12 protein-coding genes and 1 tRNA gene are annotated in these 16,013 nt (G+C 71.0%); 2 read left to right on the forward strand and 11 right to left on the reverse strand.

Annotation, left to right across the window (positions count from 1 at the left end; translation table 11 throughout):
- Positions 1-4: 4 nt before the first annotated feature.
- Together OXR63_RS04985 and OXR63_RS04990 are read right to left on the reverse strand one after the other, a co-directional pair.
- Positions 5-1,327 (reverse strand): threonine/serine exporter family protein, encoded by a 1,323-nt coding sequence (locus OXR63_RS04985; RefSeq protein ID WP_267420499.1) that lies wholly within the window; start codon positions 1,325-1,327, stop codon positions 5-7.
- Positions 1,328-1,355: 28 nt separating this feature from the next.
- On the reverse strand, positions 1,356-1,637 hold the full coding sequence (locus OXR63_RS04990; RefSeq protein ID WP_194661212.1) for a hypothetical protein: 282 nt from the start codon (positions 1,635-1,637) through the stop codon (positions 1,356-1,358).
- 171 nt (positions 1,638-1,808) lie between these two features.
- On the opposite strand from OXR63_RS04990, the gene OXR63_RS04995 reads away from it, so the two are divergent.
- A complete protein-coding gene (locus OXR63_RS04995) occupies positions 1,809-2,909 on the forward strand; it encodes a fatty acid desaturase family protein (protein ID WP_267420501.1) in 1,101 nt (366 codons plus the stop codon).
- Positions 2,910-3,072: 163 nt separating this feature from the next.
- Here the strand turns inward: OXR63_RS04995 and OXR63_RS05000 are convergent.
- The 7 genes from OXR63_RS05000 to OXR63_RS05030 form a co-directional block, all read right to left on the reverse strand.
- Positions 3,073-3,149, reverse strand: a tRNA-Leu gene (locus tag OXR63_RS05000).
- A gap of 82 nt (positions 3,150-3,231) precedes the next feature.
- Complete coding sequence (locus OXR63_RS05005; RefSeq protein ID WP_267420502.1) at positions 3,232-4,716, reverse strand: NAD(P)/FAD-dependent oxidoreductase; 1,485 nt, start codon at positions 4,714-4,716, stop codon at positions 3,232-3,234.
- 42 nt (positions 4,717-4,758) lie between these two features.
- Entirely contained in the window at positions 4,759-5,307 is a 549-nt protein-coding gene (locus tag OXR63_RS05010; RefSeq protein ID WP_267420503.1) for a DUF501 domain-containing protein, read from the reverse strand.
- A gap of 53 nt (positions 5,308-5,360) precedes the next feature.
- A complete protein-coding gene (locus OXR63_RS05015; RefSeq protein WP_267420504.1) occupies positions 5,361-5,906 on the reverse strand; it encodes an FtsB family cell division protein in 546 nt (181 codons plus the stop codon).
- A 470-nt stretch (positions 5,907-6,376) separates the two neighbouring features.
- Positions 6,377-7,660, reverse strand: coding sequence for a phosphopyruvate hydratase (gene eno / locus OXR63_RS05020; protein ID WP_267420505.1), 1,284 nt, complete (start codon positions 7,658-7,660; stop codon positions 6,377-6,379).
- A 98-nt stretch (positions 7,661-7,758) separates the two neighbouring features.
- Positions 7,759-9,012 carry a histidine--tRNA ligase gene (hisS, locus tag OXR63_RS05025; RefSeq protein ID WP_267420506.1) on the reverse strand — a complete coding sequence of 418 codons (1,254 nt, stop codon included), beginning with the start codon at positions 9,010-9,012 and terminating at the stop codon, positions 7,759-7,761.
- Between the two features lie 387 nt (positions 9,013-9,399).
- Positions 9,400-10,113, reverse strand: a complete 714-nt coding sequence (locus OXR63_RS05030) for a MazG family protein (RefSeq protein ID WP_267420507.1) — start codon at positions 10,111-10,113, stop codon at positions 9,400-9,402.
- 111 nt (positions 10,114-10,224) lie between these two features.
- On the opposite strand from OXR63_RS05030, the gene nhaA reads away from it, so the two are divergent.
- The gene (nhaA, locus tag OXR63_RS05035; RefSeq protein ID WP_267420508.1) at positions 10,225-11,403 is read left to right on the forward strand and encodes a Na+/H+ antiporter NhaA; all 1,179 of its coding nucleotides are present in this window, start codon (positions 10,225-10,227) and stop codon (positions 11,401-11,403) included.
- A gap of 288 nt (positions 11,404-11,691) precedes the next feature.
- Here nhaA and mfd read toward each other — a convergent pair whose 3' ends face one another.
- Both mfd and pth read right to left on the reverse strand, forming a co-directional pair.
- Positions 11,692-15,291, reverse strand: a complete 3,600-nt coding sequence (gene mfd, locus OXR63_RS05040; RefSeq protein WP_267420509.1) for a transcription-repair coupling factor — start codon at positions 15,289-15,291, stop codon at positions 11,692-11,694.
- Between the two features lie 126 nt (positions 15,292-15,417).
- Complete coding sequence (pth, locus tag OXR63_RS05045) at positions 15,418-16,002, reverse strand: aminoacyl-tRNA hydrolase (protein ID WP_267420511.1); 585 nt, start codon at positions 16,000-16,002, stop codon at positions 15,418-15,420.
- Positions 16,003-16,013: the final 11 nt, after the last annotated feature.

Here is a 16,013-nt window from a genome sequence, read left to right on the forward strand (position 1 = left end):
GCCGTCAGTGCGTCGGTGCCGTGCGGGCGAACAGGCCCGGCAGCAGGCCGCCGATCTTCGTGCCGACGCACAGGCTGACGAAGGTGGCGAGCGGCGTCGCCAGGGACTGCGGGTCGGCGGTGGCCACGGCGACGAGCCCGACGGTGCCCGGCACGAGCAGCAGGAACGCCGGCAGGAACGACACCGTCGCCGGGATCACCGGCACCAGCCGCTCGAGCCCGCGGGTGGCGACGAACAGCACGGCCGCCGCGGTGCCCGTCGCGACGACGCTCCCCACGAGCGGCGCCAGGCCGGACACCAGCGCGTAGGCCCCGATCATCACGACGATCGACGCCGCCGTGAGCTTCCACCCGGCGCCGAACACCAGGCCGATCCCGACGGCGAGCACCGCGACGGCCACCCACGACAACCAGTACTCCGGCACCGACTCCCAGCCGGCCCGGTCGGTCCCGACGCCGGCGACCTCCCCGACGAGCGCGGCGGACCTCGGGTCGACCCGCAGTCCGGTGACGGCGCTGCCCGCGGCGATCCCGGCGGCCATGAAGCCGAGCATGATGAGCCCCTGCATCAGCCGCGCGGACCCGGTCACGATGTCCGCGGCGGTGAGCTCGAGGAGCGCGTTGGTGATGAGCGCACCCGGCACGAACACCGCGACGGGCGCACAGACGGCGAAGAGTGGGACGTGGTCGAACCCGGTGCTCGCGGCGACGAGGCCGACGACCGCGGTGGACACGAACGCGGCGAGGAACGGAACGACGGCGACGGCCTCGCGGAACCGGCGGAGCAGCAGGCCGATGACCCCGACGACCGCGCCGACCCCGAGCACGACGAGGACCGCCCACCACGGGCAGCGGAACACGACGGCGAGTCCCGCGGCGGTCAGGGCGTTGCCGGCGATCCACGGCAGCGGTGCGGGCGGACGGGTGTTCGCGCGGATCGCCCGGACGCGGGCGGGGATCTCGGCGAGGGCGATCGACCCGCTCTCGAGCCCGAGCACCAGCCGGTTCGCCCGCGCCGCCTGCCGGAACGAGAGCTCGATGCCCTCGGCGTTGACGATCGTCGCCGAGCCGGTCGCGGTCTCGCTGACGATCACGAGTGCCGGCAGCACCCCGACGGCGAGCCCGGGGCCGATGCCCGCGGCCTCGCGCGTCTTCTCGAGAGCCGACCGGACGTCGGTGACGGAGCTCCCGGCGTCGAGCAGCAGCGCCCCGAGTGTGCCGAGGAGCATGCCGACGGGGACGGACTCGCCGTCGACGGTCTCGACGTGTGCCTCGGGTTGCCGGAGGACGCCACGGAGGTTCGCGAGTGCGCTGCCCAGTCCGACCACACCGTGCATGCTAGCGAGGACCCGGCCGCTACCCGGCTGTCTGCACCGCGCGGGTCCGCCACCGGAGCTCGGTGATGAAGCCGGCGGTGTCGGGCTGGAGCTCGTCGTCCGGGGCACCCTGCACCAGGACCCCGATCGCCGGTGCCAGCAGGAGACTCGACGTGGTGTTCATCCCCCACCGGTCGACGGTGGGCACGTGCACGGTGTCAGCGAGCCCGGCCTGGGCCAGCGCGGCGGCGTAGTCGAGGACGGCGTAGGCCGCGTCGTCGGTGGTGAGGACCGATGCGAGACCGTAGATGATGTGCTTCACGGGCAGGGACCTCCGAGCCCGGTGGGTGGCCGCCGAACGGACCGGCGACCTCCCCGGACGGTACGCGCGTTCCACGGTCTCTGCCCAGGTTCGACCCCTAGGTTCCCTAGCAACCGCAAACGCGGGAACTCGAGAGTACGGCCGAAGGGCTGTTCCTGATGGAAGCAGCTCATGTCTTCATCGACCCTGTACCGACCCACCACTCCCCGTACGCCGGGCGCCGCCTCAGGCACGTCCACGTACAAGGACCTCCTCGAAGAGGTCCGCGCCGCCGGGCTCCTGGAACGCCGTGTCGGCTTCTACTGGACCGTCTTCGGCGTGCTGGTCGCCCTCGTCGCCGCGTGCTTCGTCGCCGTCGCGATGCTCGGTGGCTCCTGGTTCCAGCTCATCCCGGCCGCCGTGCTCGGAGCGCTCTTCACCCAGTTCGCGTTCCTCTCCCACGAAGCCGCGCACCGGCAGGTCTTCGCCTCCCGCAAGTGGAACGACAACGCCGGCCGCATCCTCGGCACCTTCATCGTCGGCCTGTCGTACACGTGGTGGATGAACAAGCACAACCGCCACCACGGCAACCCGAACACCATCGGCAAGGACCCGGACATCGCGCAGGACACGGTCTCCTTCATCGAGGAGGACGCCGCCCAGCGCCGCGGTCTGCTCCGCGCACTCACCCGCGTGCAGGGCTGGGCGTTCTTCCCGCTCCTCACGATGGAAGGCGCCAACCTGCACTTCCTCGGTGTCCGCGCACTCGTCACCGGTCAGCACATCAAGGGCTCCGGCCGTGACCGCATCATCGAGGGCATCCTGCTCGTCGCCCGCTTCGGCCTGTACTTCTGGGCGATCTTCACGCTCATGCCGTTCCCCGTCGCCGCCGCCTTCCTCGGCGTGCAGCTGGCCGTGTTCGGCGTCATGATGGGCGGCTCGTTCGCGCCGAACCACAAGGGCATGCCCGTCATCGCCGAGGGCGCCCGCATCGACTTCCTCTCCCGCCAGGTGCGCACCTCGCGCAACATCACCGGCGGCATCTGGGCCGACCACCTCTTCGGTGGCCTGAACCACCAGGCGGAGCACCACCTGTTCCCGAACATGGCGCGCCCGAACCTGCGCAAGGCCAAGCCGATGGTCAAGGCCCACTGCGCCAAGCACAACATCCCGTACACCGAGGCCAGCCTCGGCAAGTCGTACGCGATCGTCGTGGCCTACCTCAACCGCGTCGGCCTCGCAGCACGCGACCCCTTCACCTGCCCGATGGTGACCGGCTACCGGCTGTACTGAGCCACCGGCACGACGAAGCGGCGCGGCCCCTCGGGGTCGCGCCGCTTCGTCGTTCCCGCCTGGCGGTCTGAGCGACTCACCCCCGGCTCTGGTCACGACGACGGCCGGACAGGAGGCTCCGCGCACGTCGCGAGGAGAGCCTCCTGTCCGGATCGACCAACGCTGGTACCCCCGGAGGGACTCGAACCCTCAGCTCAGCGATTTTAAGTCGCGTGCCTCTACCGATTGGGCCACGGGGGCGGGGCGCGACCAGCCTACCGACGGGCAGCACGACGACGGGCGGCCACCCCGGAGGGTGACCGCCCGTTGTCGTGCGCTCGGACTACTCGCTCTTGGCGGCGACCTTCTCGCCGTCCACGGGGGCGGCCTCCTTGGAGACGTCCTCCGCCGGGGTGGCGTAGGCCGGGCCAGCGGCACCGGCGGGGGTGCCCTCGGCCGGTGCTGCGGCGTCGACGGCCTTGGGCTCGTCGGCGGTGGCGGGCTTCGGGCGCGACGCCCAGGCCTCGAACGCGGCACGCGGGGTCTCGCGGTCGTCGAGCGACGCGATGTCGCGGCCGAGGAAGAAGCCACCGACCCAGTCGCTCACGACGCGGATCTTGCGCTCCCACGACGGCATGGCCAGACCGTGGTAGCCGCGGTGCGCACCCCAGGCGAGGAAGCCCTTCATCGCGAACTTGCCGGACTGGAACACGCCGATGCCCACGCCGAGGCCGGCGACCGCACCGAGGTTCTCGTGCTTGTACTCGACCGTGGCCTCGTTGCGGAGCACCGCGACGAGGTTCTTGGCGAGCTGCTTGGCCTGACGCACCGCGTGCTGGGCGTTCGGGACGCACATGCCGCCGACGCCACCGCCCGTGAGGTCGGGGACCGCCGCGACGTCACCACAGGCCCACGCGTCGGGGACGACGGTGCCCTCGTCGACGATGCGGAGGTCGGGCTGCACGGTGATGCGGCCACGGGGCTCGAGCGGGAAGTCGGTGCCCTTCACCATCGGGTTCGCCATCACGCCGGCGGTCCAGATGATCAGGTCGGACTCGATGGTCTCGATCGACTCGTCCTTGGCCTTGAGCTGGCAGACGCCACCGACGGCCGACGCGAGCTGCGTCTCGAGGTGCACGGTCGCACCGCGCTGGGCGAGGTTCTCGAGGACCCAGTGCGAGGTCTCGAGGGAGACCTCGGGCATGATGCGGCCCATGGCCTCCACCAGGTGGAAGTGAGTGTCCTCGAAAGCGATCTGCGGGTAGCTCTTCAGCAGGTCGGTGACGAACGAGCGCAGCTCGGCGAAGACCTCGATGCCCGCGAAGCCACCGCCGACTACGACGACCGTCAGCAGGCGGTCACGCTCGGGGCCGGCCGGCAGGTTGACGGCCTTGGCGAAGTTGGTGAGGACCTTGTCGCGGATCGCGGCGGCCTCTTCGATGGTCTTGAGGCCGATCGCCTCGTCCGCGACGCCCGCGATCGGGAACGTGCGCGAGACGGCACCGGCGGTCATGACGATCTGGTCGTAGGTCTCTTCCCACGGCTCACCGAGCTCCGGCGTGATCGTGGCGGTGCGCGTCGCGTGGTCGACCTTCGTGACCTTCGCCGTGACGACGCGGGTCTTCTTGAGGTGGCGACGGTGCGAGACGATCGCGTGGCGCGGCTCGATGGAACCGGCAGCGACCTCGGGCAGGAACGGCTGGTACGTCATGTACGGCAGCGGGTCCACCATGACGACTTCGGCTTCGCCCTGGCGAAGGTGCTTCTCGAGCTTCCAGGCGGTGTAGAAACCGGCGTAACCGCCGCCGACGACGAGGATCTTGGGCACGGGGGATGATCTCCTAGTGATGAGGGTTGGCCGGGAGTCTGGTCAGACTTCGCCGCCACCCGCCCCGACTCCGGCGTCTGCACCCTCATCATACGCCCGGCATCCACACCGGTCGGGTGACCACGAGGCGCGCTCGAGCGCCAGGTCACCGATGGGGTTCACGCCGGGTCCGGCTGCGAGTGTGTGGCCGACGAGGGCGTGCAGGCACTTCACGCGGACGGGCATGCCGCCCGCGCTGATGCCGTCGATCTCGTCGACGTGCTCGATGGACTCGCGGTCGGCGAGGTAGGCCTCGTGGGCGGCGCGGTACTGTGCCGCCGTCTCGGGGTCGTCGAGCAGCGAGGCGAGTTCGGGCATGACGCCGGTCGCCTCGAGTGTGCTGACGGCGGCGGTGGCAGCCGGGTGGCACAGGTAGTAGAGCGTCGGGAACGGGGTGCCGTTCGCGAGCCGGGGCTTCGTCGCGACGACCGTGGGGTTGCCGCAGACACAGCGAGCGGCGATGCCGACGACGTCACGCGCGGGGCGGCCGAGCTGGGCCGAGACCACCTGCACGTCGTGCTCGGTCGGCGGGTCGAACGGAGGGGTCGTCACGGGTACAAGAGGCTACCGGAGTTCCGGGGCGCTCCGCACCGGTGTGACGCCGGTCAGCCCTTCGTCGCGGTGTCGCCGGTCCCGGAGACGTCCGGGGCGACGAGGTCCTGCTTCGTGTCCGTCGTCAGGCCGGACTCGAGCACGGAGGACAGCATCGCCTGCACCCAGTCGACCTTCGGCGTCTGCACCGTCGAGCTCACGGGCGTGCCGGAGTCCGTCGTGGGGGCGTCGTCGCGGCGGCTGCCGGTGCCCTCCCCCATCACGAGGAAGCTCTGCTCCCCCGGGTACACGTAGAGCAGACGGTCACGGGCCTGGGCCTCGATGTAGGCGGGGTCGTCCCAGCGGGCGACGTCCTTCTTCTTCTGCGCGACGTCGGACTTCTGCGCTGCGACCTCGTGCTGCTGCTGCGCGATCTGCTCCTGCTGCTGGATGAGCGTCCGGAGCGAGGGCGCGAGGACGACCACGAACAGCACGATGATCCCGAGCATGAGCAGGCTGAAGCCGGAGAACCGGATGGAGCGGTACCAGGGCTGCTCGGCCGTGGAGCCCTCGGGCATCGCGACGGGGACGCGACGGACGCGGGGCTTCTGGCTGGACACGGTCCGACGATAACCCGGGTGCCGAGGCTCGGCACCTCGGCGCGCGCGTGTCCCGCAGCCTCTCAGCGTCGGGCGCCGGCCCTGTGACCTCGAGACACCCCCGTCTGCGCGAGACGGGCCCGTGTCGACGCTCTGCACCGCCCGGCTGCAGCGCGAGACACCCCTGTCTGCCCTGAGACACCCCCGTCGGCGCGAGACGGGCCCGTGTCGAATCCTCGTGCCGCCCGACTGCAGCGCGAGACACCCGTCTGCGCGAGACGCCTCGGTCGCCTCGAGACGCCGTCGAAATCGGCGGCGTCTCGAGCGGTTCGCGGCGTCTCGCCCTCGCGGGGGTGTCTCGCGCAGACCGCGTGCCGTGCCAGCCTCGGCGTGTGGGGCACCTCGACCGCACGACGAGACGCCGCCCTCCGTGATGGAGGACGGCGTCTCGGTGGGACGTCAGCGCATCAGCGCATCAGCGGTTGAGCGGGTCAGAGCGATGCGGACCGCGGGAAGGCGGTGCGACCGGCGTAGACCGCGGCGTCGCCGAGCTCTTCCTCGATGCGGAGGAGCTGGTTGTACTTCGCGACACGGTCCGAACGAGCCGGGGCGCCGGTCTTGATCTGGCCACCGTCGACCGCCACCGCGATGTCGGCGATGGTGGTGTCCTCGGTCTCACCGGAGCGGTGGGACAGGATCGCGGTCATGCCGTGGCGCTGCGCGAGGGAGACGGCGTCGAGGGTCTCGGTCAGGGTCCCGATCTGGTTCACCTTGACCAGGATCGAGTTGCCGGCCTTCTCGTCGATGCCCCGCTGCAGACGCTTCGGGTTCGTGACGTAGAGGTCGTCGCCGACGATCTGGAGCTTGTCGCCCAGCTCGGCCGTCAGGTGGGTCCAGCCTTCCCAGTCGTCCTCGGCGAGGGGGTCCTCGATCGTGGCGAGCGGGTAGTCACGGGCCAGGTCGACGAAGTACTGGGTGAACTCCTGGCTCGAGAGCTGCTTGCCCTCGAACGCGTACTTGCCGTCGGAGAAGAACTCGGTCGACGCGACGTCGAGGCCGAGTGCGATGTCCTTGCCCGGCGTGAAGCCGGCCTTCTCGATGGCGGCGAGGAGGAAGTCCAGCGCGGCACGGTTCGACGCGAGCTCCGGCGCGAAGCCGCCCTCGTCGCCGAGGCCGGTCGCGAGGCCCTGCTTCTTCAGCTCGCCCTTGAGGGCGTGGTAGGTCTCGACGCCCCAGCGGAGGGCCTCGGAGAAGCTCTCGGCACCGTAGGGCACCAGGAAGAACTCCTGGATGTCGACGTTCGTGTCGGCGTGCGCGCCACCGTTGACGACGTTCATCAGCGGGACGGGCAGCGTGTGCGCGTTCGGGCCGCCGAGGTAGCGGAACAGCGGCAGGTCGGCCGAGTCGGCGGCGGCGCGGGCGACGGCGAGCGAGGCACCGAGGATCGCGTTCGCACCGATGCGCGACTTGTTCTCGGTCCCGTCGAGCTCGATGAGCGCGGCGTCGACGAGGCGCTGGTCGGTGGCGTCGAAGCCCTCGAGCGCGGGGCCGATCTCGTCGAGGACGGCTTCCACCGCCTTGAGGACACCCTTGCCGCCGTAGCGGGACTTGTCGCCGTCGCGCAGTTCGTACGCTTCGAAGGCGCCGGTGGAGGCACCGGACGGGACGAGCGCGCGCGACACGACGCCGTCGTCGAGGAGGACCTCGACCTCGACGGTCGGGTTCCCTCGGGAATCGAGGACTTCGCGTGCTCCTACGGCATCGATCACGGCCACGGGGTACTCCCTACACGTTGCGGTTGTGGTGCTTGCGGATCGATCCTAGCGAGGACCGGTGAACGGTTCCGCCGCTCCGGGTGACCACTGTGGAGAAGTCAGGCGAGCGGGCGGAACTCCACACCCTGCAGCGAGGTGGTGTCGGCACCCACGCTGGCGAAGGCACCGAAGCCCTGGGCCGCCAGGCCGGCGAGCTGGTTCTTCGTGTTCTTGGTACGGCGCTCGAGGCGGACGCGCTGGTGGGAACCAAGCGCCTCGCTCTTCAGCGCGGCCAGCCGGACGGGATCGGCGTCCTTGTCGTACAGCAGGACGACGGCGTCACTCGTGGCGGACTCGGGCAGGTCGACGAGGTCGACGAGGCGTTCGAACCCGAGCGAGAAGCCCACTGCAGGGACGTCCTGGCCGAGGAAGCGCCCGATCATGCCGTCGTACCGACCGCCACCACCGAGGCTGTAGCCGAAGTCGGGGTGCGCCACCTCGAAGATCGTGCCGGTGTAGTAGCCCATCCCACGCACGAGCGTCGGGTCGAAGCGCAGGTCGACACCCGGGAGCGCCGCACGGAGGCGGAGCAGGTCGTCGAAGGCCTCGGTGTCGAGCCAGTCCGCGCCGGCGGCGGTCTCCCAGTCGGCGTGCGCGAGTTCCTCGATCGTCGACGCGAGCTCGACCGTGTCGAACAGGCCCTGCCCGAGCATCTCGCTCAGCTCGACGGCCACTCCGTTCGCGCCGATCTTGTCGAGCTTGTCGATCGTGATGAGTGCGCGCTCGGCGGCACCCGGGTCGGTGATGCCCCAGGACGCGAGCATCGCTGTGAGCACCCGGCGGTCGTTGATGCGGATCGACGTCCCGGTGACGCCGAGTTCGTCGAGGGCGGCCGTCGTCGCGCGGATCAGCTCGATCTCGGCGAGCTGGCCGGGTTCACCGAGGACGTCGATGTCGCACTGCACGAACTGGCGGTAGCGCCCCTTCTGCGGACGCTCGGCACGCCAGACCGGCGCGATCTGCACCGCGCGGAACACCGTCGGCAGCTCGGCGCGGTGCGAGGCGTAGAACCGGGCGAGCGGCACGGTCAGGTCGAAGCGCAGCCCGAGGTCGACGAGGTCGAGCGGCGCCTCGGCGGCGTGCAGGTCCTCGGTCGTGAGCCCACGGCGGAGGACCCCGAACGCGAGCTTCTCGTTGTCGCCGCCGAGGCCCGAGTGCAGGCGAGCCGAGTCCTCCACCACGGGGGTCTCGATCTCGTCGAACCCGTGTCGCGCGTACACGCCGCGGATCACGCCGAGGACGTGCTCGCGCCGCGCCTTGTCCGCGGGGAGGAAGTCGCGCATGCCACGGGGTGCCGTCACGGTCGTCGCCATGGCTCAATCCTGTCAGATCAGGAGTCGGACTTGCGGTGCTGCTGATCTACTCATATGCTAGATCCAGAACCTCGGTTCGACGGGTGCCTGATCCACTCGTTGAACCGGTCGCGAGGGCACTGTGCTGCAATGTGCCCCGCGGTTCGAGCGGGCATCCCTGCCGGCGTCGCTCCCTGGCGACGCCGAGCGCCCGCTCGCGGGCGTCCTCCTTTTTCGGGTTAGGAGGGCGCCCGCACTTCTCGCTCGGTCTCGGTCTCGGTCTCGGTCTCGGTCTCGCTCGGTCTCGGTCTCGTCGTCGCGGTTCGCGCCACGATCCCGACGCACGACCCACGACACCCACGTCGCACGGACCGCGACGCACCCGTCGCGACGCGCCAAGACAACCCGTCAGAGGACGTCCGCTGCCCGGCCCTCGGCCTCGAGCATCGCCGCAGCAGCACGGAGGCTCGCGATCGGGTCGACGCCGGAACGCCGCGCCTCGGCCACCGACGCGAGCATCCCGACGCCCCACGCCACGTCGGCACTCTCGACGCTCCCCACGGCAGCGCCAGCCCCGGCCGACCCAGCCGGCCCAGCCGGCCCAGCCGACCGGGCCGACGCAACGGACCCCACGACGGCGGCGACGACCGTGTCGGCGTCCCCACGTTCCTCCAGGCGTTCGAGGAGCTTCACCGCACGTTCCAGCGGCGGCATCGCCCGCGGCACCCCGTCGAAGGCGCTCGTCCGCGTCGCCTTCTCGGCGGCCTTCGCCGCGCGCCACACGCGGACGACGTCCTCCACGGTGTCGGCCCGCTCGTCCCCGAACACGTGGGGGTGCCGTCGGGTCATCTTGTCGCGGGCGGTCGCAGCGACGTCGTCGAGCCCGAACAGGCCATCGTGCTCGGCGATCCCGGCATGGAGCACGACCTGGTAGAGCACGTCCCCGAGTTCTTCGCGGAGGTCCGCCGGGTCGCCGTCCTCGATCGCGTCGACGAGTTCGTAGGCCTCCTCGACCGCGTACCGGGCGAGGGAGGCATGCGTCTGCTCCCGGTTCCACACGCAGCCGCCGTCTGGGGCGAGCAGGCGGTCGACGACGGCGACGAGGTCCTCCATGGCGGTCATCCGGCCATGCTCGCACGGCCTGCACCGCCGCCAGGGGCCTCCGGTAGACTGGTCGTGGCGTGTCGGGAAGTCTGGTCGACGGACCGTTTCCCGAACCCTCCCGGAGTCCCATTGCTCGCGCTCGTCCGCTCTCCTCGCTTCAGTGCCATCGCCCTCCTCACGGCCGCCGTCCTCGGCCTCGTGCTCGCGAACACCCCGGTCGGCCCCGGGCTCGAACACGTCCTCCACGTGCACGCTCCGTGGGGTGCCGTCGGGCTCGACCTCTCGGTCGCGCACTGGATAAGCGACGGGCTGCTCGCCGTGTTCTTCCTGCTCGTCGCGATCGAGCTGAAGCACGAGCTCGTCGCCGGGGAGCTCGCCAACCCGAAGACCGCGATCGTGCCGGCCATCGCCGCGGTCGGCGGGGTCATCGTGCCCGCCGGCGTCTACCTCGCGGTGACCGCGGGGACCCAGTACACGCACGGGTGGCCGATCCCGACGGCGACGGACATCGCGTTCGCGCTCGGGGTCCTCGCGATGTTCGGCCGCGGGCTCCCGTCCACGATCCGCGTGTTCCTCCTCGCGCTGGCGGTGCTCGACGACCTCATCGCGATCGTCATCATCGCGGTGGTGTTCGCCCACGACACGGACTTCCTGGCACTCGGCGGCGCGGTCGTCCTCCTCGTGCTGTTCTGGCTGCTCGGACGGATGCTGCGGCCGGGTCGCTCCGGCCAGGGCTGGCTCATCGCGGGCATGGTCGTCCTCGGCCTGCTCACCTGGTGGCTCGTGTACCACTCGGGCGTGCACGCGACGATCGCCGGGGTCGCGCTCGGGCTCGTCCTGCCGCGGCGTCCCGGGCACACCCTGCACGAGCGGGTGGAGCCGTGGTCGAACGCCATCGTGCTGCCGGTGTTCGCGTTCGCCTCTGCTGCGGTGATGATCCCGGCGGTCGGCATCGGCGAGCTCTCCCCCACGTTCTGGGCCGTCGTGCTCGCACTGCCCGTCGGCAAGGTCATCGGCATCACGCTGTTCGGCGCCGTCGCGACGCGGTTGTTCCGCGGCCCGGGTCGTCCGTCGCTGTCGTTCTCGTCGATCGTCACGGTGAGCGTGCTCGGCGGCATCGGCTTCACGGTGTCGCTGCTCATGAACGAGCTGGCGTTCGCGAGCAACGACGAGATCGTCGACGAAGGCGTCCTCGCCGTCCTGGTCGGGTCCGGGATCGCGATGGTCGCCTCGGCCGTGGTCGTCAGCCTCAAGGCGCGGCACCACCGCGCACGCCGGGAGCTCTCCGAGGCCGAGGCGACGGAGTAGCGCCAGCGGGTCCGGCGCGGCGGGCGCTCTCGACTCGGAACGACGAGGTCGAGGTCGTACGACAGCGATGGTGTCGCGCGCTCGGTGGTCCCCGGTTCGCGCCGACTCGGAACGACAGACTCGAAGTCGTACGACAGCGGTGCTGTCGTTCGGAGTCGAGACTGGCTCGGCGGGCGGGCTCGTGGGCGCGCGGGCGGGCGCGGCGGACCGCACCGCCCACCGGACGGGAGGCTCGGTGCGCGCTGGCACCGAGCCTCCCGTCCGACAGCGGTGCCGGACCGCAGGCGGCTACGCCGCCGGGGCCTCTGCGGGGGCGGCTGCGCCGTAGACGGCGGTGAGGATGCTCTCCACCCACCGGATCAGGGCGTCGTCGGGCAGGGCCAGGTCGTGCGGGCGCGGCACCGGGATGCTCGACGCGTTCTGCTGCGGGAACCACTTCGCGCCGGGGAACATCCGCTTGAGCCGGACCTGGGACGAGTCGGCGAGCTCCTTGCCCGCGACACGCAGGTTGGAGCCCATGACGACGACGTCGGACAGACCGACCTGCTGTGCCATGCGGCGGAGACGAGAGACCTCGACCAGCGTCTGGACGGGCTGCGGGGGCGTGCCGTAGCGGTCGGTGAGCTCGTCGAGCACCATGTCGATCGCGTCCGTCTGGGCCGTGGGGGCCGAGGCGGCGGAGAGCTTCTGGTAGGCCTCCAGTCGCAGGCGCTCGGACTCGACGTAGTCCTCGGGGATGTGGGCGTCGACGGGGATCTCGAGGCGGAGCTCGGTCTGCCCCTCGGCGACGTCCCCGCGGAACTGGGAGACGGCCTCCCCGATCATGCGGAGGTAGAGGTCGAACCCGACACCCGCGATGTGGCCGGACTGCTCACCGCCGAGCAGGTTGCCCGCGCCGCGGATCTCGAGGTCCTTCATGGCGACCTGCATGCCGGCGCCGAGCTCGTTGTTCGCCGCGATGGTCTCGAGGCGGTCCTGCGCGGTCTCGGAGAGCGGCTTGTCGGCGTCGTAGAGGAAGTACGCGTAGCCCCGCTCGCGACCACGACCGACACGGCCGCGGAGCTGGTGCAGCTGCGACAGGCCGTACTTGTCGGCGCGGTCGATGATCAGCGTGTTCGCGTTCGCGATGTCGAGGCCGGTCTCGATGATCGTGGTGGAGACGAGCACGTCGAAGCGACGCTCCCAGAAGTCGACCATGACCTGCTCGAGGGCCTGCTCGGACATCTGCCCGTGGGCGACGGCGATGCGGGCGTCGGGGACGATCTCGGCGAGGTGCGAGGCGACCGACTGGATGTCCTTCACGCGGTTGTGCACGTAGAAGACCTGGCCCTCGCGGAGCATCTCGCGCCGGATCGCCGCGGCCACCTGCAGGTCGGACTGCGGACCGACGAAGGTCAGGATGGGGTGGCGGTCCTCGGGCGGGGTGGCGAGGGTCGACATCTCGCGGATGCCCGTCACGGCCATCTCGAGCGAGCGCGGGATCGGCGTCGCGGACATCGCCAGGACGTCCACGTTGGTCTTGAACTTCTTGAGCTGGTCCTTGTGCTCGACGCCGAAGCGCTGCTCCTCGTCGATGATGACCAGGCCGACGTCCTTGAACTGCACGCTCTGCGAGAGGATCCGGTGCGTGCCGATGACGATGTCGACGGTGCCGTCGGCGAGGCCCGCGAGGGTCTCCTTGGACTCCTTCTCCGTCTGGAACCGGCTGAGCGCACGGAGGTGCACGGGGAACCCGGCGAAGCGCTCGGCGAACGTCTCCATGTGCTGGCGGACCAGCAGGGTCGTCGGGACGAGCATGGCGACCTGCTTGCCGTCCTGCACGGCCTTGAACGCGGCGCGGATCGCGACCTCGGTCTTGCCGTAGCCGACGTCGCCGGACAGCAGGCGGTCCATCGGGATCGGGCGCTCCATGTCGCGCTTGATCTCGTCGATGGTGGTGAGCTGGTCGGCGGTCTCGGCGAAGGGGAAGGCCTCTTCCAGCTCGCGCTGCCAGGGGGTGTCCGGGCCGAACGCGTGGCCCTTCGACGCCATGCGTGCCGAGTAGAGCTTGACGAGGTCGACGGCGATGTCGCGGACGGCCTTCCGCGCCTTGCTCTTGGCCGCGGACCAGTCGCTGCCGCCCATCTTCGACAGGGTCGGGGACTCGCCGCCGACGTACCGGGAGAGCTGGTCGAGCTGGTCGGTGGGGACGAAGAGCTTGTCGCCCGGGTACCCGCGCTTGGACGGCGCGTACTCGAGCACGAGGTACTCGCGCTGCGTCTTCACGGCGTTGCGACCGCCGCTCGAGACCTCTCGGGAGACGAGCTCGACGAACTTGCCGATGCCGTGGGTGGCGTGCACGACGACGTCGCCCGGCTTGAGCTGCAGCGGGTCGACGACGTTCTTGCGGCGGCTCGCGAGCTTCTTGACGGTGCGGGCACCCTGCTGGGCACTGCGGCCGTAGAACTCGGCCTCGGACAGCACCGCGATGCGGGGGTCGGGGATGGAGAACCCCTGCTCGACCACGGCGGTGGTGACGATGGCGACGCCGGGCTCCGGCGGCCCGGTGACGAGCCCGACCCGTGCGGCGACACCGGCGTCGGCGAGCACCTGCACGGCGCGCTCGACGAGGCCCTGCCCCTGCGCGGTGACGACGACCGCCCAGCCGTCGTCCGTGAGGGCCTTGACGTGCGCGACGGCACCGTCGGCGCTGCCGGCGAAGCTCGGGACGGCGTCGGCGCGCACCCGGACGTACTCGCCGGCCTCGGCGACGGCGTCCGCGTCGGTGAGGGGTTCGTCCTGCCCGCTGTCGAACGGGGAGATCGTCCACCAGGTGCGCTGCCCCCGCGTGCGCTTCAGCTGCGGGACGGTGAGGAAGTTGCCGGCGTCGAGGTCGATCGGGGCCTGAGCCCCGGCGACCGCAGCGCTCCACGCCGCCTGCAGGAACTCCTGGTTGGTCTCGGCGAGGCTGTGGGCACGACCGCTGACCCGTTCCGGGGAGAACACCGCGATGGTGGCGCTCTCGGGCAGGTAGGTCGTCATCGGGACGAGTTCGCGGACGAGTGCCGGGGCCAGGGACTCCATGCCCTCGACCGGGATCCCCTCGGCGACCTTGGCCAGCATCTGCGACAGGCTCGGGAACTCGTGCAGCATCTCGCGCGCCCGCTGCCGGACGTCGTCGCTCAGCAGGAGCTCGCGCGAGGCGGTCAGCTCGACGGCGTCGAGGTCGTCCTCGGTCGAGCGCTGGTCGGCGACGGAGAAGGCCTTGATGCCGTCGATCTCGTCGCCGAAGAAGTCGACGCGCACGGGGTGGTCGGCGGTCGGCGGGAAGACGTCGAGGATGCCGCCACGGACGGCGAACTCACCACGGCGCGTGACGAGGTCGACGCGGGCGTAGGCGAGGTCGACGAGCTGCCCGGCGATGGCGGCGAGGTCGTTGCCGCGCGAAGCAGTACGGAGCACCACGGGGCTGAGCTCGGTGAGGTTGTCCGCGATGGGCTGCAGGGCGGCGCGGACGCTGGCCACGACGACGGTCGTCGGCCGGTCGGCTCCCGAGGCGGCGGCGTCCTGCCAGCGCTGCAGGGCGCGGAGCGTCGCGATGCGGGTGCCGACGGTCTGCGCGCTCGGGCTGAGGCGCTCGTGCGGCAGGGTCTCCCACGCGGGGAACTCGAGGACCTCGGCGTCGGGGAGGTAGCTCGCGAGCGAGCCCCGCACCGCCTCGGCTTCACGACCCGTGGCCGTGATCACGAGGACGCACTGGGGGCCCTTGCGTTCGGCCATGAGTGCGCCGAGCAGTGGCACACGGAGGCCGTCGACCACCGAGAAGTCGGCGTCACGAGGAGCGGCGCGGAGGACGCGATCGAACGCGGAGGCGCGGGAGAGCGCAGGGATGATGCCCGAGATCGTCACTCAGGACATGGTACCGGCCAGGTCCGACAGCGGCCGCTCCGTGCGCGACCAGCGAACGCGGCGGGTCAGGACGGGGCGCGCCGCTGCTCGTCAGGACGGGGCCCGGACGGGCCGCGCCGCTGCTCGTCAGGACGGGGCGTGCACCCGCTGCTGCGCGGCGACCAGCCCGAGGTCGACGACGGCCTCGACCGCGTCGGCGGCGTCGGCCAGAAGGTTCGGCAGCGTCTTCTTCTCGGTCGGGGAGAAGTCACGCAGGACGTGGTCGGCGGGGTCCTGGCGCCCGGGGGGACGGCCGATGCCGACCCGCACGCGGGCGAACTCGTTGGTGTTCGTCGCCTTGATGATGTCCCGCAGGCCGTTGTGCCCGCCGTGACCGCCGGAGCCCTTGAGGCGGACGGTGTCGAACGGCAGGTCGAGCTCGTCGTGCACGACGATGAGGTCGGCCGGCGTCACGCTGTAGAACCCGAGGACCGCGGAGACCGGTCCGCCGGAGGTGTTCATGAACGACCCCGGCTTCGCGAGCACGAGGCGGGGGCCACCCGGCACCAGCCGCCCCTCGGCGACCTGGTTCGGGGTCTTGTGCTTCCTGAACGTCGCACCCATCCGGGCCGCGAGTTCGTCGAGGACCATCTGGCCGACGTTGTGGCGGTTGCCCGCGTAGTCGGGCCCGGGGTTCCCGAGCCCGACCACGACGAACGAACGATCTGCCATCAGCGTCGACC

The organism is Curtobacterium sp. GC_Cur_3, assembly GCF_026544205.1.
Classification (GTDB): domain Bacteria; phylum Actinomycetota; class Actinomycetes; order Actinomycetales; family Microbacteriaceae; genus Curtobacterium.